Genomic DNA, 16,738 nt, shown 5'->3' with positions numbered 1-16,738 from the left:
TTTGTCGAAATATTAGGCGAAAGGAGGTTGGGAAATGGATTTACAGGATAGTATAGGTTTAGCGTTTTTTACAATAATTTTAACTTTATTGACTAATATTGGGTTTAAGTATTTACAGAATACATTTGATTTTATGGTCGAAACGAAAAAGTTCAAAAGAGACTATTATTACAAACAATTAACCGAACTCTATATCGAATTATATGCTGTTATTGCACAATCTGAATTCCTAAGATATTTTTACGATCTTAATAACTTTGGAACCTTTAAAGATTTACCATTTATCGAGACTAATACTGAGAAAGAAAAGGTCGAAAAGGATTTATTTACTGGAAAAGTGCTAAGTGTAGAAAAAAGTATTGTTAAAACAGCTATATCAGATTTCAATAAAATGAAATTAGTTGATTTAGTACTTTCAAAGAAACATTTAGCTTCTCAAGATTTGTTAAAACTTATAGTTGCATATAGATATTGCCATAATTATTATTTAAAACATGACCTAATTGGTATTCAACTAGAAAAGTTTCAAACGCATGAATTTGAGTTAATACATGACATAGTGATTAGGATTGTAAGAGAAACAAATGAGAGATTGAAATTTTGCGACATGGCATACAACGAATATGAAAGAGAACATGGGGTAATGGATTCAAAGCTATTCGATTTAAAAAAATTATATAATGAATCAGAAGAAAAATAATTGATTGGCACCTTGATTAGGGTGCTTTTTTATATGCCCAAAATATTAGGAGGTAGGTGCTATGTAGATGAATTGGGAAGAAATAAAAAGAGAATATGAATCTACCAATATCACCTTAAAGGCACTGGCCGAAAAATATGATATTAAATTAGGCACATTGAAAAGCAGAAAGAGTCGTGAAAGATGGTCAAGGGATCTAACGGAAAAGGATGCAACCAAGCAACCTAAAAAAGATGCATCCGTAAAAAAGGTTGCAACCCTTAAAAAGAAGGATGATACTGCTGCGCCGGTCATTGAGAATGATGATCTGAATGATAAGCAAAAGTTGTTTTGCCTTTACTATATCAAGTATTTTAATGCTACTAAGGCATATCAGAAAGCGTATGGTGTTGATCGTAATACCGCTGAATCAATCGCTTATAGAGTGATGGGGAAAGATGGAGTTAAACAAGAGATTGAACGACTTAAGCAAGAAAGGTTTAATGGTGTATTGCTGGATGCCCAAGCGGTATTACAGAAGTACATCGACATAGCCTTTGCTGACATAACTGACTTTGTTGATTTTGGTCAGATGGAAATAGCTGAAGTTAACCCGATTACTGGTGAACCTTTACTGGATGACAATGGCGAGCAAGTAACGTTTCCTCATAGCTTTGTAAGCTTTAAGAATTCCGATGAGGTTGATGGAACTATCATTACAGAAGTCAAGAAAGGCAAAGACGGCGTTTCTGTAAAACTCGCTGACAAGATGAAGGCCTTAGAGTTTCTTTCAAAATATACTGATTTACTATCCGAAAATGATCGTAAGAAGCTGCAGGAAGAAAAACTAAAAGCAGAAACAGAAAGAATCAAAACGGAAACAAACAAGATTGGAAATGGAACTGGCAAAAAAGAACCTCTAATTATAGAAATTGATTATGGAGATGATGGCGATGAGTAAAGTCGTTGTCCCGATGAATAGACATTTCAGAGAGGTTAACCGAACTAAAAGGCGATATCGCGCTTTGAGAGGAAGCGCTGGTTCGGGTAAGTCAGTAAATATTGCTCAAGACTTTGTTTTAAAGCTAAGTGATCCAAAGTATGCGGGAGCAAATCTGCTTTGTGTTCGTAAGGTTAACGAAACAAACCGGAATAGTACCTATGCAGAATTAACAGGTGCTATCAATCGAATATACGGAGAACGAGCAGAAGAATTTTGGGCAATGCGTCAATCTCCTCTATCCTTAAAAAGCCGCGTTACAGGTAACGAGGTTATTTTTCGTGGAGTAAATGATGCCAGGGACCGTGAAAAGCTGAAATCAATCAACTTTGCTCACGGTAAATTGGTTTGGATTTGGATTGAGGAAGCAACGGAATTACAAGAGTCCGATGTAGACATTCTAGACGACCGTTTACGGGGGATTTTACTTAACCCTAACCTTTACTATCAAATCACGTTTACTTTCAACCCTGTGTCAGCTACGCACTGGATAAAGCGAAAATACTTCGATATTGTGAATCATGATGTTCTGACTCACCATTCAACCTATCTGCAGAATCGATTTATAGACGATGCTTACCATCGCCGAATGATGTTGAGGAAAGAACAGGATCCAGAAGGCTATGAGATTTATGGCCTAGGAAATTGGGGAGAAACTGGTGGCCTTATTCTTAAGAACTTCATAGTTCAAGAGTTTGATACATCGTTTTCTATGTTTGATACCAAACACTATGCTCAAGACTTTGGGTTCAACCACGCGAATGCCATTTTGGATGTTGGTGTTAAAGATGGAGATTTTTATATTTGTGATGAAATATATGTGCATGAAATGGATACAAGTGAGATTATTGAATTAGCAGATAGAAGAGGCCTGAATAAGTATTTAACAATGTATTGTGACTCTGCCGAACCCGATCGAATTCAAATGTGGAATAACGCAGGATATAATGCAGTAGCTGTTGTTAAAGAACCAGGTAGTGTACAAGCCCAAATCGACTACTTGAAACAACGGAAAATCTATATTCATCCAAATTGCGTTAACACAGCAAAAGAAATTCAACAATGGTCATGGAAAAAGGATAAGAAAACAGGACTTTATCTCGATGAACCAGTTGAAGTGTTTGATGATGCAATGGCAGCACTTAGATATTCAGCTGAGCCATTACGTAGACCTGAAATGGAATACAGTAACCAACGTCCGTCTGGATGGTAGAAAGGCGGTTTTTTTTTGGAAAAATCAAATCTTAACTGTTTTTGTGATCAGTGTTCAAAACCTATTAAGGTAAAAAAGACAAAGAAAAAGCTATATACAGATGGAGCCAAAGGGAAGGTTTATGTTCATTACTTTGTGTGTCCGAATTGCTTGGCGAAATATCCATTTCATGCCGAGAGTGATGAAATTAATGTTCTCGTTAAGGACCAGAAACGATTACGAAAAGAGATACCAGGTACTGAAGACGAAGAATAATTGCATGTAATCTATCGGTCAATGGATGAAAACAAAAACAAAATCAATAAACTCGTATTGGAATATAAGGTGCTGTTTCGGTTAGACAATAGTTGAAAATAAAAGCGAGGTGACACCATGACAATTAATTATGTAAATCAAAAGTTTCCTCCTCCTCCATTCGATGAAGAGGTAGACCAAATACAATATTTTCGGGACCTATACGAGGGTAATCATGAAAATATTTTTCCGAGGGCTCAGTCATTTGCAGAGCAGACGGTTCAGAGCCTAAAGAATCAGTACAGGAAGTCAAAAAGAATCTATTTTAGGAACAACGCAGAAAAACTTGCTCAAAAACATGCGGTTAGTCATTATGTTGTCGTAAACTTTGCATCTGTAATCGCTGAGCTGCCAGCGGATCTAATTAACAGGTCATTGGGTAATATTTCTGCAGATACCGAAAACGATAAGAATTTACTACAGTTTGTAGAAGATGTAGAAAAGGCATCTAAAATCAATCAAAATATTTGGGCTGCAATCGTCCAACATCAGGTGGATGGCGGTGTTGCTTATCGTATCAGAAGAGATGCAAAAGGCACATGGTTTGAATGGAAGCCTGCAGACCTATATTTTGAACACGATGACGGTTTAGGAGCCGACATTCCTTGGGTAGAAACACGCGACAAAGACAAATACCTAAGAGTCGAAAGACAACGCCTTAATAATAACCAATTGCTAATAGAGCAGTTGGTTTTTTCTATGGACGGAGATACGGTCAATAAGCAGATGGACATTAAGGAGTACGCTGCCAGTTACAACTTAATTATTCCGGATAGCCAAATCCTTGATAACATCAATGAGCTTATGTGTGGATATATACCAAACGACGAAACCTTACTTGTTCCTCGGGGGCGTTCAGGCCTTCGAAACATCGATATGATACAGGAGGAAATCAACTGGACCGTCACAAGGGACTCAGTTGTTTTTGAAAAGCATGGTAAACCAAAGCTAGCTATACCTCGAGCTCTTTGGGATACAGTGGCTAATAAAAATCAAAAGTATTATGGGGATAGATTTGTCCGTAATGCTGATTTAGAAGTGGTTAGCTATGATGAGAAAAACGGAGCAGTCCCGATGTACATTACCTGGGACGCAAAAATAGACGAATCCTTTAAGCATGTTCAAAGACTAATCGATTATATGCTCGCAATCTCGAAAACTTCTGCTCAAGCTGTAGGCGTTAATACAGAAAAAGGCGGTCGTTCGGCTATTGCCATTCTTTACGAGTGGATCCAGTCAGTAATTAAAGCGGAAGCCATAAAAGATAAATTTGATTCGGCTATTAAGGACGCTATTAGAAAGTGCGTAATTCTCGAAAATGCTTTAGGTGGCACGAGCTATCCCGTTAGTGACCCTGTTGTAGAGTGGGCTGATATGCTACCAAAAGCCGAATCTGAAAAGGATGAAGAAGAAATTAAGAAATACGAAGGCGGCGTTCAATCACTTGAAACAACCATTCGTAATTTACATCCGGATTGGTCTGAGAAAGCCATTCTAATTGAAGTTGAAAAGATTCAAGAAGAGCAAGTTGTAAACAGTTTTGCTCCAAACTATGTTCAACCACCAAAAACAAATGTAAACGGTGACGATTAATGACGAAAACCGAGAAACTCATAAAATTGTACACTGTTGCAAGTGAGGAAATGCGCCTGAAGATTAATATCTTGGATGATGGGATAGCTAAAAGAAAGCAACAGCAATTGTTGCAACATATTCTTAGTATTATTAGTGAACTCCAAAAGCAAGGAACAGAACTAGCCACCGAAATTATTGAAGATTCGTACCGTAACGGCTCAGATGAAGCGGTCGAACAACTAATTTCACAAGGCGTAGATGAGGTTGAAAAATCGCTAAAATCGGTTATCCATCAAGAAGCTGTTCAACAAATTTTGGACGAGGTATTTTACAGAATTCTTGAAGCGACAGATCATATGACTGCAGATGTTAAAGAGCGAATCGGGGCAATTGTTCAACGAGCAAATGAACGGTCCTTAGTCCAAGGGATATCTAGAAGAAAGGCTACGAAGGATGCGATCGCTGAGCTTAACAACAGGGGTATTACAGGTGTTGTTTATAAAAATGGCACTAAGATGCCTGTGGAAAAGTACATGGCGAATGTGATCCATTATCACCAACGACAAGCACATGTAGATGGTTCTATCAATCGTATGGTGAATAATGGCGAGGATCTTGTATATGTGAATTTCGTGGGGATAACCTGTGAACGATGTGCACAATATCAGGGTCGTGTTTACTCAGTGAGTGGTAAAGACAAACGGTTTCCCAAACTTGATATTAGACCACCTTATCATGGCCATTGTGTTCATAATGCAACTCCGTGGTTAGAGAGGTATCACGATGAGGACGAAATCGAAAAAGCTATCAAGGATTCCAATCGACCTTTTACTGACAATCGAACAGAAGCAAAAATTCGCAAGTATGAGCAGCTGCAGCAAGAAAAGTCTAGGCAAAATGAAACGCGAAAACAATGGATTCGTTATAAATCTAGAATGCCAGATATGCCTGATTTAAGGACGTTTGCTAGTCAGAAAGCTAGGAACACGAAAAAATTTCAGGAATGGCAAGAGGATTATAGGAGGATAGGATCAGAAATAAAAAACAGGAGTTGATCCCAACTCCAGGATGATAATATTAAATTATTTTTGCATTATCCCGAAACCATGAATCTGGTGCATAGTAAGTTTTTAAGGGATTAACTTTATTGTGATTATCTCTATTAGTATGTATGTAGCGGAAAGCAATCCATTCTTCATTGGGAAATGGCTCTTTCCTATACCCTCCAGAAGTTTCGAGAGGATAAAACATAGAATAGATTTCTTCAAATTGTGGTAACCATTTTTTTAGAGTATCTGTTGTAGGTTTAAAGTCTCTATCATTAATTACTTTGACAACACCTTCAGGTTTGGCATTAATCCAAAACTTTTTACCGCTTATGCTCTTAATATATTCGTCCATAAAGACCTCCTTGAACTTGTTTATATTAATGTATATGCGGTCAGTAGAAATTAAATAAGCATTCTACACTCTTTTGAGTGTTTTTATTTTGCCTTTTTTACGTGCTGCAGGCGTAAAAGAACATCACGGAAAATACGAGCGACGGCTCTAAAACGGGAGGTTTCACATGAAAAAGATAGTTAGTTACATTCGCGCTTTATTAGCATCAATCTGGCTACTCTTTGCCACTGAAAAGAAAAAAGAGGAGCAAAAGAAGTTTATCCCTTTCCAACGTCTCAATTTACAGTTCTTTGCCGGTGATGGTGGAGATGGGGGCGACGGTGGCGAGGGTGGTTCTGGTGCAGGCGGAGCTGGCGCCGGAGAAGATGAACCATTCGCTACCTTTAAAACACAAGATGATTTAAACAAACGCTTAGGCCGAGCGGAAAAGAAAGGCCAAAAGGAACTAGCCCAGAAGCTAGGATTTGATTCAGTAGAGGCTATGCAAGAAGCATTAAAGAAAAGCGAATCACCTGCAGGAACAGGACAAGGACAAGGTAATGGTTCCAATCAAGTTGACGTAGATGCTGTTGTAGAAGCCAAACTAAAAGAACAATTGAAAGCTGAACAAGATAAGACCTTCAAACGACTTGTTAATGCCGAGGTTAAAGTACAAGCGAATGAACTCGGCTTCGCTGATTGGGAAGATGCATTAGCACTTGCCGATCTTACCCAGGTTAAAGAGGATGAGAAGGGTAATATCGTAGGGGTAAAAGAAGCCCTCGAAGCTTTGAAAACAAAAAAGCCACATCTTCTTAAACAGCAGGGTTCTAATGGTGGTTTTGGAGCTTCAATCCCTAACAATCCACCGAATCAAAAAGAACAACTTGAAAGCATTAAAAAGTTAGCCTCATCACGAGGGGTTCAACAAACACAAACACATAATCCATGGGCTTAATTTAAAAGGAGGAATTGTTCATGCGTTTACAACCACAAGACAAGTTTGAAGTACAAGATTCTTATGAAATCTTAGCATCTTATGAAGTCGTTCGAGAAGTAGTCAATGGTATTACAATCGATTCAGCAGCTGTAACAGCAGTTGAAGGAAAGAAGGTCTTGAAGAAAGGCCAGCCAGTGTCAAAAATGGCGAGTGGAAAGTATGTCCCTTATAATGCTGCTAGTGCAGATGGTAGTGAAAAACCATCAGTACTTTTAAAGCATACAATTGACGTTTCTGATGGTGACGTAGTAACAGGTGGTTATGAGGTAGCGAAAGTTATCTCAGAACGTCTACCGGTAGCTGTTGATGCAACATTAAAAGGCAAAATGCCGAATATCACATTTGCTTAAACCATTTCGTTTTTATGAACGGGATGGTTTTTCTATTACATTCACATTTTGAAAGGATGATCTAAATGCCAGAACTATTAGGATTGGAACAAGCATTATCTGGGCAAGAATTAATCGTATATTCTCGTAATCTTGCAACACCAACAAATTATTTACACGAGCTTCTTTTCCCTGCTCGTGAAACGTCTGAATTAACAGTTGATATCGTGCGCGAGGGCTCTCGATTACCTGTAATGGCGCAAATTGCTGAGCTTGGGACACAAGTTGAGTACGGTAGCCGTGAAGGGATGACAGGTCAAAGTATCTCTATTCCTAAAATTCAACGTGGCCGTGCTATGGATGAAAAGTTAGTACGTGTATTGCTTCAAGGTAACCTTCGCAATAATGAGGTTGCTGAAATTCGCCGAACACAATTAAACGATGCCGATTATGCAGTTGATGCAATCAAAGCTCGTAAAGAATGGATTGCAATGCAGTCTATCGCTACAGGTGGAGTAACCTATTCAGAGGGGGGAGTCCAATTCTCGGTTGACTTTGGTTATACAGCTGAACAAAAGCCAGTACTAAGTGGTACTGACTTATGGAGTGACACTACGAACTCTAACCCGATTGAGGATATTCAAGGATGGGTAAATGCCATGGGTGATAAAGGTATTGCTTTACCACGCGCCCTTGCTTCACGCCAGATTATCAATTACTTATTACAAAATAAAAACGTACGTATTGCTTACCATGGTGATCCATCTGGTGCAGCTAATCCGCCACAATTAACAAAGTCTCAACTAGATAGCCTATTTGAATCACTTGGTTTACCAAAGGTTGTAGCATACGACACTCAAGCTCGTTTAGAAAATCGTGCACTAACTAATGGGAAATTAGCATTCTCTACATTACGCATGGCTCCACAAAACCGTTTTGTCATGCTTCCAGAGGGACCACTTGGCCATTACCTATGGGCTGAATCCACTGAGGAAATGCTAGGAGATATTCAAGCTGAGAAAACAGATTCAAACGGTATCTACGTTTTCCGTAAGGTGAATGAGCACCCAATCCGTGTTGAAACAATTGGTGTTAACCTAGCATTCCCTTCATTTGGATTCAATGACTCTGTAGTATCTGCAACTGTAATTTAAGTAGGTACACACTTTGATTTTTAATGATTAGAAGAAATGTTTAATAATCCCTAATCAGACACTTACTTCTAACGCTTTAATTTGCTAAATCAGACTGCAAATTTTTATGATAATGTATTATTATAAATTCCTTATGGAGGGGTACATTATGAAAAAAACGCAGTTGGATGAAGCAATTAAATCAATTGGAAAGAAATCTTTTGTAGAGGATTATGAAGTTTATAGCAATAGTAATCTAAGTAAAGAAGAGAAAGTAAATGAGCTATCAAAAAAGTATAGTAGGAACGGCTCGTTAATTAGAGTTTCATTTGCTGAAAAGATATTTGGAAACTCAATGCAATTAGAGGCATTGAATCTCATTGTTACATCTCCAAGGGTATCAGAAGAAATAAAACATAAGGCAAAAAACATAATAATTAACAACTATAAATAAATTAAGGGTATCAGCTTAGCTGGTGCCCCTTTTAAGTTTTTTAAGAAAGGGTGAGGATTAAATGGACCTAATCGCATTAGGAAGCGTTAAACACAACGGTAAATGGTTTAATGAAGGTGACTCAATTAAGAAGATAAAAAAAGAAGATGGTGAACGCTTGATTGATATGGGCGTTGCTAAAGTTGACGAAGAAGCTGCAAAGAAACTGGCTGAAGAGCTCGCAAAGAAAGAGGCAGAAGAAAAAGAAAAGGCGGAAGCTAAGGCGAAGAAAAAAGCCGAAGAGGATGCCAAAAAAGAAACTGAAAAGAAGTAGGTGGAGTAGATGCCTACAGTTGAATCGGTTGAACAATGGATTAATGCTAATGTCCTAGATTCAAAAGCGTGGGACGATGCTGCTAAAAAGGATATTGCTGTAGTCCAAGCTAGTCGCAACCTACAAAAATGGTACCCAGAAGAAGCGCTCACTGATGAGGCGGTTGGATTACAAGCTATATGGGAACTGCAGGGATTAGATCCAGTCCTAAAATATCAAAAACAAGGACTCAAGCACATTAGCGAAGATGGTGACCGTATTGAATTTGGCATTCGGGAAAGGGTTGCTCCCGATGTGAGAGACATACTTGGTGCTCCTTTATATGAAATTGAGGAAGAGGAATCAAATGTAGTCCTTGAAGGGGGGATGCTCCTATGAGTCTATTCGGATATCCCGCAAAGCTAATCCATCAGGTAGCTGTACTTGATGTGTGGGGACGTGTATCAAAATATGATTCTATTACCAAAAATGCAAAGGTAGTAGAAGAGGTAAAGGTAATCAAAAATGATCAAGGTGAAGAGGTCGAATCAATTGCCCAAATCCATCTTGAAGGACCCCAGGCGGTCAAACCTCAAGACTATTTCCTTTACACAAATGAACAGGGTGAAGAGATTAAGTACGATGTGAAGGCCATAAAACCGAAAAAAGTAACCGGAACTGACGACATTAAGAAAGTCGTAGTGTATGGCTAGTCGTGAGATATTCTCCCTCGATGGCATTGAAGCTGCCATCAAAGATTTGGACCGCATCGAAAAGGAAATGGAAGAGAAGATTGATAAAGTACTAACTGATTTAGCGAACAAAATAATTGAAGATGCTAAAAAGTTAGCTCCATTACTATCTGGTGATTTAGAAGCTGCTTTAGTTGTCGGGGAAATCAAAAAGGAATTAAAGCGAAGGTATATTGAATTTGGTGTTAGTCCAGAAGTGAGCCAGTATGCGACTGTACAGCATGAAGGTTTCCGTAAGATTAGAAAAGGGAAAAACAAAGGGAAAGTCGTATACATGAAAAAACCCGGACCTAAAACAGCTAGTAAACCTGCTTATAAAGGTTACATGCCTGGTAAGAAGTATTTAGAAAACGCCATAAATATCAATGAAAATTTGATCATTGATGAATTGAGAAAAGCACTCTCATTTAAGTAGGTGATGTGATGAGGGGAAAAGAATTAATTGATTATTTATCCAATCAAGGTTTTAACGTTTATCCCGATGCGAATTTCATGCCTGACTTAGACGAGAGCCAATTACCGGCTCTTTTTGTTTTTGGGACAGGTGGAAGTGAAGCGGATCCTGATTTACCGATTCAATACCCTACATTTCAGGTAATTGTGAAAGGTAAGAATTACAAAAGTGATCCACCACAAATGGATGAAACCGAGAAGTTAGCGAAGGGTCTTATCGCATCATTAGACCATAAGGGTCACTATACAATTGGACAAAACTATGTTTATGAAAGTCGTGCCATGCAAAGTAATCCGATTCCAATTGGTTTGGATATTCATGATAGACCAACGTTTTCCACAAATTTCAGATTTAAGCTACAACCATTTAAAGAAGGGAGTTAGATAAAATGGCTACAGAAAAGAAGATTATAAATGTACCAATTGGTCCTGCTGAAGTAGAATTTGGTGATACAGAACCAACCCTCTTTGATATTACGAAGGGTGGTATTGTATTCAGTGCCAACTTTTCAAAACAAGATATTACAGTGGATCAATTAGGTGATACGCCTGTTAAGTCAATTTTAAAAGGTGGGACATGCCAATTAGTCGTACCCTTTGCACTCAATGATTTGAAAAAACTTGGATCAGTTACACCAGGTAGTAAATATGGTGAAGATATAACAGATCCCGAAAATGTAAAAAGACGTTTAAACGTTTATGCGAAGGCAGGCTTAGATTTATTAAATGCTGCAGAAAAAGTAGTAGTTAAACCGACATCACCTGGAACAACTCCGAATGATTACATTACCATTCCAATCGGAAGCCCACTCCCTGAGGTCCAATGGACCTATAACTCTGATAACGAACGAGTGGCAAATATAACATTTGTGGGATATCCGGACACTGACGGTTTGCTCTATTTCTTAGGTGATGAAGCAGTAACTATAGCTTAATTTGATGGAGGGCATAAGCTCTCCTCTTTTTTATGGAGGTTTTTTAAAGTGCTCAGTAAATTTAAAGATACATTAACTAATGAAAATAACTTATACCTAGGAGATAAGAAAGTTGAGGTTAAGAAGCTTACTCCTGGCATGTGGAAGAAGTTGTTTTCCACCATAGATCAGTTACCAGGATTAATCGTGCAAGTAATACTTGCTCCAAAAGAAAACTTTTATGCATATGTCGTACAAGCGTGTGAAATTGCAATGGATGAGGTTGTGCAAATAGTCTCAGTCCTAAGTGGTATTGACGCAGAATATTTGGAAGAAAAAGCTGGTTTAGATGAGATTATCAAGTACTTAGTCAAAACCATTAAAAAAAATAATCTTCAAGACGCAGTAAAAAACGTCAAGAGCCTTCTACCCCAAAAACCAAAGGAGTAGAGGGCTCTTTTATTTCTACAGATGAATTTTTGAGACGCGCTTCAATGACATTGGGAGTATCTCAAAAGGCTATACAGAACGAGTATTACATGGTTGATCTGCCAGCCATTTTAGAGGATAAAGCCAAAGAAAAGACATTCCAGTTGTTAGAACAAATCATGATTCGTTTAGCGACTAATAGCCGTTATATGCCAGACGAAGAATACCAAAAATTCATGAATCAAGTCATTCCAAAGGATGCTACCCCAGCAGAAAAACAATTCAGTCGTGAAAAATTCGAGGAGCTTCGAATGCTCACTAATATGGGTGTTAACAGAAGATAGAGAGGAGGTACACTATGTCAACGGATTTGGGGGATTTAAGAGCAAGGCTCTTGCTCGAAGCTCAGCAATTCAAAAAGGGCATGAATGAAGCCCGTGATGAAATGAAGAAAACTGGCAAGGAAGCTAAAGATACAAATAAAGGGTTTGACGGTTTAAATAAGGCTCTAAAAGATGTAGGGTTATCCTCCTCTCAAATTGAAAAGATTAATGAAAAAATCAAGAAAACTAATCCAAAACTACTTGAAAAAGACTTTAATGAAGTCAGGGACGAACTTAAAAAACTCGGTCTTGATAGTAAAGAAATTGATAAATTAACAAAAGAAATCGAGAAGGCCAGTAAAAGTTCACATGACCTTGAAAAGGATTTAAATCGGATTCAAACCGCATCATTGGCTATTGGTGCTGCAATGGTCGCTGGTATCGGAATAAGTGTAAAAACTGCAGCTGATTTTGAACAACAAATGTCTAGGGTCAAGGCTATTTCAGGAGCTACAGGTGAGGAGTTTAAAAGACTACAAGAGTCTGCCCTGGATTTAGGTGCTTCTACTTCAAAATCTGCATCCGAAGTTGCTCTGGGTATGGAAGATATGGCCGCGATGGGCTTCAACGTGAATGAGATTATCGCAGCTATGCCGGGTGTTATTTCTGCATCAGAGGCGGCAGGTAGTGATTTAGCAACTACAGCTGGTATTGTTGCTGCAGCACTAAATTCGTTCCAACTCGAAGCTTCCGATGCCACGAGGGTTGCTGACGTTCTTGCGATGGCCGCCAACGTATCAGCAGCAAGTGTAGATGACATGGGTTATGCGTTTAAGTATGCGGCTCCTATCGCTAACTCATTAGGCATTAGCATGGAAGAAGTTGCGGCCGCAATCGGAATTATGACCAATGCTGGTCTTGAAGGTAGCCAAGCAGGTACATCCTTACGTCAAATCTTAATATCTTTAAATAACCCTGCTAAAGAACAAGAAAAACTCATGAATAAACTTGGTTTCTCCATTAAAGATTCTAGTGGTAATGCAAAAAGTTTGTCTCAAATGATAAGGGATTTAACGAAATCTACTGAGAGTATGACAAAGGCAGACAAACTTGCAACTATCGCAAAACTAGTAGGTACGGAAGCTGCTTCCGGAATGATTGCTATCATTAATGGTGGAGTAGATCAGCTAGATGAGTTCACTGAAGCATTGAGAAATTCTGAGGGCGCGTCTAAAGAAGCTGCTGACGTAATGATGGATAATTTGAAGGGTGCTTATGAAGAATTCACAGGAGCCCTAGAAACGGCCGGTATTAAACTTGGTAATGAGTTTCTGCCATTATTCACGGAAGTTGTTCGACATGGAGCTAAAGTTATTGAGACGATTACAGAAATGGATAGCTCGACGGTTAAGTCGGGTATTGCGTTTGCTGGAACTGCCACTGCAATAGCATTAACTATTACAACCCTAAGCAGACTTGCCATAGCTGTTAAAGGATTAATGGTTTCTATAGGTCCTGCTGGATGGTTAATTGCGGGATTATCCATATTAGGTGGCCTTATTGCCGGAGTAACAATGGATATGGCAGCCGCAAGAGAAGTAGATTTAGAAGCTATTCAAGCAAAAAAGGAATTAAATGATACCCTTTCTGCAAACATCGAGGAATATGAAAAGCTACAGTTGAAAAACAAACTTACTAACGATGAATTAGCTAGGTTTGTAGACATTAATTCAGAGATTAGTAAAACCGTAGATCCAGATGTAATAAAACAGTTAAGAGACGAGCAAGATAGATTAGCTGAGAAGTCAGGGTTATCGGCAGATGAGTTGAATCGTTTGGTTGATCTTAATGGAGCCATCATTGAGGTAGTACCAGGTGCGACAGTAACAATTACCGAACAAGGAAATGCATTGTTGGCAAACACAGACGCTGCAAAGGAATTTAACAAAGAACTGGCCGAATCACTTAAACAACAAATTGAGCTTGAAATGCAAGCAACTTCAACGAATTATCGAGATGCTCTTAAAGAAGAAAAGCAACTTATAGAACAAATCAATAAGTTGAACGGTGAAAAAGAAGTTCATATTGATAGCGTGGATCGTTTACAGAGACAAGTGAATGAAGCTCAACAAAAATATAATTATATGAAAGAAAATGAATCTCAATATAGTAGTCAAATGCTGGGTGAACAAGGTCAGTTACTAACAATGTTGGAAAAAGATCTAGAATATGCAAAAGGTCAGGTTTCTGAGGCAGCAAATCTAATCCTCGAAAAACAAGAGTCGCTAGACAAGACTAGGGAAACTATACAGGCTCAGCAAGAGCTTTTTGACCAACTTATCGCAATCGAATTAAAGCAAGCTGGTATTACCGCTGAAAAAGGTAAAGGGCTAAAAACGGTTGAAGATGAAATTACAAAGCTGAGATTTAAAAAAGCAAGTATGGAACAAAACACTGATGAGGCTTTTAAAAACACCGAAGAATACCGCGAAGGAATTAGAGCAATAGACGGCCAAATCAGTAATTTAGAATCCGTTAAAAGCAGAGTGCAACAGATAATAAATGAAGCTGGCTTGTTGAATGACGAACTAGGAAGAACAATTAACAAAAGTGTAGTAGTGACTCAACAAACTACTACTGGTGCAAGGGTTGCACAATATCACACAGGTGGAGTAATTGGACAAAAACCTATCAATCAAATCCCTAAACTTCACACTGGAGGGACTGGCCGCGATGCGCTAAGACAACTGTCTTCTCTTTTCCAGGCACCTCTGCATAATGAAATAGACATTCGAGCATTGCCGAATGAAATGCTATTAACTGAGGCGCAACAGGCAAATTTATTAAGATTAATTGATGATGGTTTTACTAACCAAGGTGGAAATAGTTCCTTTGTAGATCCGGAGGTCCTTCGTTTGTTACAGGAAATCTCAATTGGTATTTCACGAGGCTTGAATGCAACAATCATCATGAATGAGCGTGAAGTTGGACTAGCAGTTGAACCCTACGTTACCGAAGCGCAAGAATTCAACGAAAATAGAAAAGCTGCATTTTAGGGGGTGTCTATATGTATCAAAACTCTTTAAGTTATCGTGGGATAAAAAAGGATTATATCTTAGTGACATCTAGAAAACGATCATATTGGGCACCTGTCCGACGGAATCTAATATTTATTCCTGGTCGAGCCGGTGCTCTTTTAAATGATTCTACTACTGAGGTTCGCATTGAGGAAGTAACTATAGAGATTTCGGCAGATGATCCTTCTAATTACTTGAATCTCACTGAGGATTTAGCTGCATGGCTCATTACCGAAAATGTAGAGGAACTCATTTTTGATGATGAACAAAATCGTACCTATTATGCTGTCGTTGATGGTGGGATTAATAACCTTCAAGAAATCGTTACTCGGGGTTATGGTACTTTGCGATTTATCTGCCCCGACTCCTACAAATATGGATTGGAAAAAAAAGTAACACTTATTGGTGAAAGCGTTAATGTAGAAGGTACAGCCGAAACTGAACCAATCATTACATGTAAAGTGAAGCAAGATACAACCTTTGTAGCAGTTTCAAACGGTACAGACTTAAATATCGTGGGAAATTATGGGTTAGTTGACGAAATACCATTTGAACCTGAAACAAGAATATTATGGGATCAAATGGGCGCAATGACCGGATGGACATCATCATCAAGTGTGGAACAAGGAACAGCTTCTGGCACCATGAAAACAAATGGATATGAGTTTTATACCGATGACTACGGCACAGGGGATGGATGGCATGGACCTCCTGTCAAAAAGTCTATTGGCGCTACATTGCAAGACTTTAAGATAGATGTGTTACTCTCACAAATCGGAATAAGTATGGGCGAAGGCGGTAGTGACTACAGTGGTGGTTTGGGAAGTGTTGAGATAGCTTTATTAGATGCTAACAACCAATTTGTCGCCAAATTACTTTTAACAAAACGATATGCCCATTCAAAGGCCATCTATGCAACATTGCGAGCCGGTCGATATGATAATGGACACGATATTATAAACGAGCGTGGGGACGCTGAATGGGTATGGGCAAACTTTGACGGAATTTTGCGTTTATCACGAAAAAGGGCACGATGGGAGGCCTATGTTGCTAAGATTGACGAAAACGGAAAGCATCACTCAACGAGACTTCGCTCATGGGACGATACAGAAGGAATAGCAACAGCTCCTGTCACACAAGTGCAAGTCCAACTTTGGGCGCATGGATCAACACGAATAACAAGTCAAAGTGTTAAAGATATCAAGATTTTTAGACTTAATCAACAAGCTCAAGGTATACCATTCATTGCACGCGCTGGTGATATTGTCGAATTTAATAACCAAAACGATATCATTAGGCGCAATGGCGAGGACATCACAAAAGAAAAGATGTTTATCGGGAACTACTTTGCATTGAAACCTGGTCAAAATGTACTGGCCGCAGAGCCGGCTGATGCGATTGAGGAAATCACTGTTAAATATCATCCAAAATTCCTGTAGAA

The 16,738-nt window shown here is 38.7% G+C and carries 21 protein-coding genes; 20 read left to right on the top strand and 1 reads right to left on the bottom strand.

Annotated elements, in window-relative coordinates; all coding sequences use genetic code 11:
• Positions 1–34 precede the first annotated feature (34 nt).
• The 6 genes from V7112_RS08610 (at position 35) to V7112_RS08585 (ending at position 5,816) form a co-directional block, all read left to right on the top strand.
• Entirely contained in the window at positions 35–700 is a 666-nt protein-coding gene (locus tag V7112_RS08610) for a hypothetical protein (RefSeq protein ID WP_335417779.1), read from the top strand.
• Positions 701–767: 67 nt separating this feature from the next.
• Positions 768–1,640, top strand: coding sequence for a terminase small subunit (locus V7112_RS08605; protein ID WP_335417776.1), 873 nt, complete (start codon positions 768–770; stop codon positions 1,638–1,640).
• Positions 1,633–2,892 carry a PBSX family phage terminase large subunit gene (locus V7112_RS08600; protein ID WP_335417773.1) on the top strand — a complete coding sequence of 420 codons (1,260 nt, stop codon included), beginning with the start codon at positions 1,633–1,635 and terminating at the stop codon, positions 2,890–2,892. The genes V7112_RS08605 and V7112_RS08600 overlap by 8 nt, the downstream gene beginning before the upstream one ends.
• A gap of 15 nt (positions 2,893–2,907) precedes the next feature.
• Complete coding sequence (locus tag V7112_RS08595; protein WP_335417770.1) at positions 2,908–3,147, top strand: hypothetical protein; 240 nt, start codon at positions 2,908–2,910, stop codon at positions 3,145–3,147.
• Positions 3,148–3,264: 117 nt separating this feature from the next.
• Positions 3,265–4,779: a hypothetical protein gene (locus V7112_RS08590; RefSeq protein ID WP_335417765.1), complete on the top strand. Its 1,515-nt coding sequence runs from the start codon at positions 3,265–3,267 to the stop codon at positions 4,777–4,779.
• Positions 4,779–5,816, top strand: coding sequence for a phage minor capsid protein (locus tag V7112_RS08585; RefSeq protein ID WP_335417762.1), 1,038 nt, complete (start codon positions 4,779–4,781; stop codon positions 5,814–5,816). The genes V7112_RS08590 and V7112_RS08585 overlap by 1 nt, the downstream gene beginning before the upstream one ends.
• 22 nt (positions 5,817–5,838) lie before the next feature.
• Here V7112_RS08585 and V7112_RS08580 read toward each other — a convergent pair whose 3' ends face one another.
• The gene (locus tag V7112_RS08580; RefSeq protein ID WP_335417760.1) at positions 5,839–6,162 is read right to left on the bottom strand and encodes a hypothetical protein; all 324 of its coding nucleotides are present in this window, start codon (positions 6,160–6,162) and stop codon (positions 5,839–5,841) included.
• A gap of 166 nt (positions 6,163–6,328) precedes the next feature.
• Between V7112_RS08580 and V7112_RS08575 the strand changes: the two genes are divergently transcribed.
• The 14 genes from V7112_RS08575 (at position 6,329) to V7112_RS08510 (ending at position 16,736) form a co-directional block, all read left to right on the top strand.
• A complete protein-coding gene (locus V7112_RS08575) occupies positions 6,329–7,099 on the top strand; it encodes a scaffolding protein (RefSeq protein ID WP_335417757.1) in 771 nt (256 codons plus the stop codon).
• A 20-nt stretch (positions 7,100–7,119) separates the two neighbouring features.
• The gene (locus tag V7112_RS08570) at positions 7,120–7,491 is read left to right on the top strand and encodes a head decoration protein (RefSeq protein ID WP_335417754.1); all 372 of its coding nucleotides are present in this window, start codon (positions 7,120–7,122) and stop codon (positions 7,489–7,491) included.
• Positions 7,492–7,556: 65 nt separating this feature from the next.
• The gene (locus V7112_RS08565; protein ID WP_335417751.1) at positions 7,557–8,624 is read left to right on the top strand and encodes a major capsid protein; all 1,068 of its coding nucleotides are present in this window, start codon (positions 7,557–7,559) and stop codon (positions 8,622–8,624) included.
• A 148-nt stretch (positions 8,625–8,772) separates the two neighbouring features.
• Positions 8,773–9,057 (top strand): hypothetical protein, encoded by a 285-nt coding sequence (locus V7112_RS08560; RefSeq protein ID WP_335417748.1) that lies wholly within the window; start codon positions 8,773–8,775, stop codon positions 9,055–9,057.
• Positions 9,058–9,118: 61 nt separating this feature from the next.
• The gene (locus tag V7112_RS08555) at positions 9,119–9,370 is read left to right on the top strand and encodes a DUF7210 family protein (protein ID WP_335417744.1); all 252 of its coding nucleotides are present in this window, start codon (positions 9,119–9,121) and stop codon (positions 9,368–9,370) included.
• 9 nt (positions 9,371–9,379) lie between these two features.
• Positions 9,380–9,748: a hypothetical protein gene (locus V7112_RS08550; RefSeq protein WP_335417741.1), complete on the top strand. Its 369-nt coding sequence runs from the start codon at positions 9,380–9,382 to the stop codon at positions 9,746–9,748.
• The gene (locus V7112_RS08545) at positions 9,745–10,062 is read left to right on the top strand and encodes a hypothetical protein (protein WP_335417738.1); all 318 of its coding nucleotides are present in this window, start codon (positions 9,745–9,747) and stop codon (positions 10,060–10,062) included. Before V7112_RS08550 ends, V7112_RS08545 begins: the two co-directional genes overlap by 4 nt.
• On the top strand, positions 10,055–10,516 hold the full coding sequence (locus V7112_RS08540; RefSeq protein ID WP_335417735.1) for an HK97-gp10 family putative phage morphogenesis protein: 462 nt from the start codon (positions 10,055–10,057) through the stop codon (positions 10,514–10,516). The genes V7112_RS08545 and V7112_RS08540 overlap by 8 nt, the downstream gene beginning before the upstream one ends.
• An 8-nt stretch (positions 10,517–10,524) precedes the next feature.
• The gene (locus V7112_RS08535) at positions 10,525–10,938 is read left to right on the top strand and encodes a minor capsid protein (RefSeq protein WP_335417732.1); all 414 of its coding nucleotides are present in this window, start codon (positions 10,525–10,527) and stop codon (positions 10,936–10,938) included.
• A 5-nt stretch (positions 10,939–10,943) separates the two neighbouring features.
• A complete protein-coding gene (locus V7112_RS08530) occupies positions 10,944–11,489 on the top strand; it encodes a hypothetical protein (protein WP_335417730.1) in 546 nt (181 codons plus the stop codon).
• Positions 11,490–11,537: 48 nt separating this feature from the next.
• Positions 11,538–11,918, top strand: coding sequence for a hypothetical protein (locus tag V7112_RS08525; protein WP_335417727.1), 381 nt, complete (start codon positions 11,538–11,540; stop codon positions 11,916–11,918).
• Between the two features lie 44 nt (positions 11,919–11,962).
• Positions 11,963–12,241 carry a hypothetical protein gene (locus tag V7112_RS08520; protein ID WP_335417723.1) on the top strand — a complete coding sequence of 93 codons (279 nt, stop codon included), beginning with the start codon at positions 11,963–11,965 and terminating at the stop codon, positions 12,239–12,241.
• Between the two features lie 14 nt (positions 12,242–12,255).
• A complete protein-coding gene (locus V7112_RS08515) occupies positions 12,256–15,276 on the top strand; it encodes a phage tail tape measure protein (RefSeq protein ID WP_335417720.1) in 3,021 nt (1,006 codons plus the stop codon).
• 11 nt (positions 15,277–15,287) lie between these two features.
• The gene (locus V7112_RS08510; protein ID WP_335417717.1) at positions 15,288–16,736 is read left to right on the top strand and encodes a distal tail protein Dit; all 1,449 of its coding nucleotides are present in this window, start codon (positions 15,288–15,290) and stop codon (positions 16,734–16,736) included.
• Positions 16,737–16,738 lie beyond the last annotated feature (2 nt).

It is taken from the genome of Bacillus sp. JJ1566 (assembly GCF_036962685.1).
In the GTDB taxonomy this organism is placed as follows: Bacteria; Bacillota; Bacilli; order Bacillales; family Bacillaceae_L; genus Ferdinandcohnia.
This window is presented reverse-complemented; position numbering and strand designations above follow the sequence as displayed.

Coding starts and splice junctions, on each gene's coding strand:
- V7112_RS08610 (WP_335417779.1), top strand. CDS start 35: ATGGATTTACAGGATAGTATAGGTTTAGCGTTTTTTACAATAATTTTA.
- V7112_RS08605 (WP_335417776.1), top strand. CDS start 768: ATGAATTGGGAAGAAATAAAAAGAGAATATGAATCTACCAATATCACC.
- V7112_RS08600 (WP_335417773.1), top strand. CDS start 1,633: ATGAGTAAAGTCGTTGTCCCGATGAATAGACATTTCAGAGAGGTTAAC.
- V7112_RS08590 (WP_335417765.1), top strand. CDS start 3,265: ATGACAATTAATTATGTAAATCAAAAGTTTCCTCCTCCTCCATTCGAT.
- V7112_RS08585 (WP_335417762.1), top strand. CDS start 4,779: ATGACGAAAACCGAGAAACTCATAAAATTGTACACTGTTGCAAGTGAG.
- V7112_RS08580 (WP_335417760.1), bottom strand. CDS start 6,162: ATGGACGAATATATTAAGAGCATAAGCGGTAAAAAGTTTTGGATTAAT.
- V7112_RS08575 (WP_335417757.1), top strand. CDS start 6,329: ATGAAAAAGATAGTTAGTTACATTCGCGCTTTATTAGCATCAATCTGG.
- V7112_RS08570 (WP_335417754.1), top strand. CDS start 7,120: ATGCGTTTACAACCACAAGACAAGTTTGAAGTACAAGATTCTTATGAA.
- V7112_RS08565 (WP_335417751.1), top strand. CDS start 7,557: ATGCCAGAACTATTAGGATTGGAACAAGCATTATCTGGGCAAGAATTA.
- V7112_RS08560 (WP_335417748.1), top strand. CDS start 8,773: ATGAAAAAAACGCAGTTGGATGAAGCAATTAAATCAATTGGAAAGAAA.
- V7112_RS08555 (WP_335417744.1), top strand. CDS start 9,119: ATGGACCTAATCGCATTAGGAAGCGTTAAACACAACGGTAAATGGTTT.
- V7112_RS08550 (WP_335417741.1), top strand. CDS start 9,380: ATGCCTACAGTTGAATCGGTTGAACAATGGATTAATGCTAATGTCCTA.
- V7112_RS08545 (WP_335417738.1), top strand. CDS start 9,745: ATGAGTCTATTCGGATATCCCGCAAAGCTAATCCATCAGGTAGCTGTA.
- V7112_RS08540 (WP_335417735.1), top strand. CDS start 10,055: ATGGCTAGTCGTGAGATATTCTCCCTCGATGGCATTGAAGCTGCCATC.
- V7112_RS08535 (WP_335417732.1), top strand. CDS start 10,525: ATGAGGGGAAAAGAATTAATTGATTATTTATCCAATCAAGGTTTTAAC.
- V7112_RS08530 (WP_335417730.1), top strand. CDS start 10,944: ATGGCTACAGAAAAGAAGATTATAAATGTACCAATTGGTCCTGCTGAA.
- V7112_RS08520 (WP_335417723.1), top strand. CDS start 11,963: ATGACATTGGGAGTATCTCAAAAGGCTATACAGAACGAGTATTACATG.
- V7112_RS08515 (WP_335417720.1), top strand. CDS start 12,256: ATGTCAACGGATTTGGGGGATTTAAGAGCAAGGCTCTTGCTCGAAGCT.
- V7112_RS08510 (WP_335417717.1), top strand. CDS start 15,288: ATGTATCAAAACTCTTTAAGTTATCGTGGGATAAAAAAGGATTATATC.